A 2,923-nucleotide genomic window follows, 5' to 3' on the forward strand; every position below is an offset into this window, starting at 1 on the left:
CCCAGCCCATCGGCCTGCGTCTGAAGCTGACGCCGTAGCCAGCCCGAAGGAAGAATCGCCCCCAGTGGCAAGGGCTTTGCAAAAGGAAGAATTGTGCTCATGAAGCTATTGTAACCCCCTCAACTCTGTAGGCCCATTTGTGTGCCTGGCCATTGTGGGTATAATCCCGGCATGAGCGACGAGAAAAAGCCCGACGAGGGCGCAAAGAAGAATGAGTTTGTCGAAGAGACACCGGTTGTCACGCAGCACGAGGTGCTGCTGAACGGGAAAACCATTAAGTACTCCGTGACGGCGGGGAGGATGCCGCTGAAGAACGCCAAAGACGAGATTGAGGCGCAGGTCTTCTACATGGCCTACACCAAAGACGACGACCGGCCCGCCAAGGAACGGCCCCTGCTGATCTCGTTTAATGGCGGCCCTGGTTCGTCGAGTGTGTGGCTGCACTTAGGAACCATCGGCCCCAAACGCGCCGCGCAGCTCCCTGATGGCAGCCTGCCGCCGCCGCCGTATGCCGTTGAGGACAACCCCCACACCTGGCTGGAGCAGTTCGATCTGGTCTTTATTGACCCGGTTGGCACGGGCTTCTCGCGGGCTAAAGACGACGAGACAGCGAAAAAATTCTGGGGCGTCCAGGGCGATATCGAGAGCCTCGGGGAGTTTATCCGGCTCTTTATCACCCGTAATAAGCGCTGGAGCTCGCCGCTCTACATGGTGGGCGAGAGCTACGGAACGACGCGTGGTGCGGGCCTGTCGGGGTATCTGATTGACAAAGGAATCGCGCTCTCGGGGCTTCTCTTGATCTCAACCGTGCTGAACTTCCAGACGCTGCGCTTCGCGCCCGGCAACGACCTGCCCTACATTCTCTACCTGCCGACCTACGCCGCGACGGCCTGGTACCACAAGAAGCTGGCGAAGATTATTCTTAACAAACCCGTGGAGAAGCTCATCAAGGAAGTGGAGGCATTTGCCTTCGGCGAGTACGCCACCGCGCTGTTTAAAGGGGATAGGCTGCTGCCCAAGGAGCGCATTAAGCTCATTGCCACGCTTGCTCGAATTACGGGCCTCTCGGAGACGTATATTGACCAGCGGGACCTGCGCATCGAGCACTTCCGGTTTTGCAAAGAGCTTTTGCGTGATCGTGGCGTTGTTGTCGGTCGCCTAGACAGTCGCCTGACAGCACAGCAGGGCAACGAGGGCGCGGAAAACCCGGAGTTTGACCCGTCGCACGCCGCAATCTCGCCGGGCTACACGGCCTGCTTCAACAGCTACGTGCGGGAGCAGCTCGGCTACGAGAGTGATCTGGAGTACAACATTCTGGGCGGGCTCTACGGCAAGTGGAACTGGGGCGACGGCAATAACTTCACGGACACCGCAGGGGCGCTGAAGTCCGCGCTGACCAAGAACCCGTACATGAAAGTCTTTGTCGCGCAGGGCTTCTACGATCTTGCGACTCCGCACGCCGCCGCCGAGTACACCTTCGCGCACATGGGCCTGCCGGTTGCACGGAAAGCCAACTTCACCCAGCGCTACTACCCGTCGGGGCACATGATGTACATCGAAGAAGGCTGCCTCGCCCAGCTCAAATCCGACGTGCTGGCCTGGCTGTAGGCGCAGTTTAGCCGGGGACTTCAGGCCCGACTAAACTGCGCCAGCGTGCCGCTTGCTCTGCCGCTGGGATGCTTTTCTTGTCCCAGCGGCGCAGGGTCTGGGCACGCCAGGCACGAGGGATGTTGTCTTCGTACTCCGCGATCCAGAGGCAGGCGGCGCACAGCTTTTCACGGAGCCGTTTGCCTTCTTCCTCCGTGACGGGGTAGTGGATCGGGGCATCGCGCACCGTCCAGATATCCGGCGGCGTCTCGGAGGGCGCAAGGCGGATCTTGAAGTCCTGCCGCAAGAGCCACAGGCCGTCGTAGAAAAGGCCAAAAGCCCAGAGAACAATCCCACTCCCCTCCTTCGTAGAGGGAGGGTGGCCGAGGGACGAGGCCGGGTGGGTTCTGTAGCGCGAGAGATCCTTCTCGCTCGTGTGGCGCTCACGGACGAAGCCGTGGGTGAGGAGCAGGTTGCCGTCGGGGTGGCGAATATCCTGCCCCCAGCACCAGCACTGCTGGTCCAATAACAGTTTCCCCTCACGGATCACCGAGGGCGGCACGCGCCAGATTGAACCCATCGGCTAGCGACGCTTCGTGGTTGCGGCGGCTGTCGTCTTTTTGGTCGCCTGAGCCCGGCGTACTACAAGCTGACCACGGATCGTTCGTAGCTGGCTGAAAAGCATTCTCATATCATCGTTATCAGATCCCATTTTTTCTTTGGCGCTGGCGATTTCTTGTTCCAAAAGATTGGTTTGTAATTCCAGAACCGCGATGACCGGATCGCCGCTTGAGGCGACATTCAGACTTGCGATGGTCGGGTTTTTGGGCAGGTGGTTGCTGACATGCACCTGAGCGGGAGCGATATTGACTTGTGGCGGTGCAGGTGGTGCCGTTGGGGCGAGCTTGAGAATCCAGACACCGTTTTTGCGGGTCTCGACGTTTATGGGCTTGTCGGAGGCGGCCAGTAAGAGCGCGACGGCTTCCTGTAACGGGAGTGCGGCAATATCCACGGTGAAGCTGAGCTTGCCTTCAATGCCAGGGCCAATAAGGTAGGGTACCTTTTGCTTCTCCAAAAGTGCTGTTAGCGCATCACGAAGAGTGGTTTCCGTACGGGCGATGGCAGCTTGTTGGGGAACGGGTGCAGGTTCCTGAGCGTGTACAGGGAAAGCGGAAGTGAGAGCCAGGGTGGCAAGTAACAATAGACGGGACATAAGCAAACCTCCTGAAGACGAAATTCTAATCTTCCTCATCATCGTCGGCCAACTCGGTGGCTTCTAAACACAGCACCCAGTCGTTGTGACGGCCTAACGTGGGCGGGGCGACAGTGATCTCCC

General features: G+C 59.1%; 3 protein-coding genes. 1 reads left to right on the forward strand and 2 read right to left on the reverse strand.

Going from position 1 to position 2,923, the window contains the following annotated elements; all coding sequences use genetic code 11:
* The first annotated feature begins 171 nt into the window (after positions 1-171).
* The gene (locus ACH2EH_RS22875; RefSeq protein WP_395145396.1) at positions 172-1,608 is read left to right on the forward strand and encodes a S10 family peptidase; all 1,437 of its coding nucleotides are present in this window, start codon (positions 172-174) and stop codon (positions 1,606-1,608) included.
* 7 nt (positions 1,609-1,615) lie between these two features.
* Here ACH2EH_RS22875 and ACH2EH_RS22880 read toward each other — a convergent pair whose 3' ends face one another.
* Positions 1,616-2,167, reverse strand: a complete 552-nt coding sequence (locus tag ACH2EH_RS22880) for a hypothetical protein (protein WP_395145398.1) — start codon at positions 2,165-2,167, stop codon at positions 1,616-1,618.
* A gap of 3 nt (positions 2,168-2,170) precedes the next feature.
* The gene (locus tag ACH2EH_RS22885; RefSeq protein ID WP_395145400.1) at positions 2,171-2,800 is read right to left on the reverse strand and encodes a hypothetical protein; all 630 of its coding nucleotides are present in this window, start codon (positions 2,798-2,800) and stop codon (positions 2,171-2,173) included.
* Positions 2,801-2,923 lie beyond the last annotated feature (123 nt).

The sequence above is a fragment of the Armatimonas sp. genome, from assembly GCF_043760365.1.
Classification (GTDB): Bacteria; Armatimonadota; Armatimonadia; order Armatimonadales; family Armatimonadaceae; genus Armatimonas.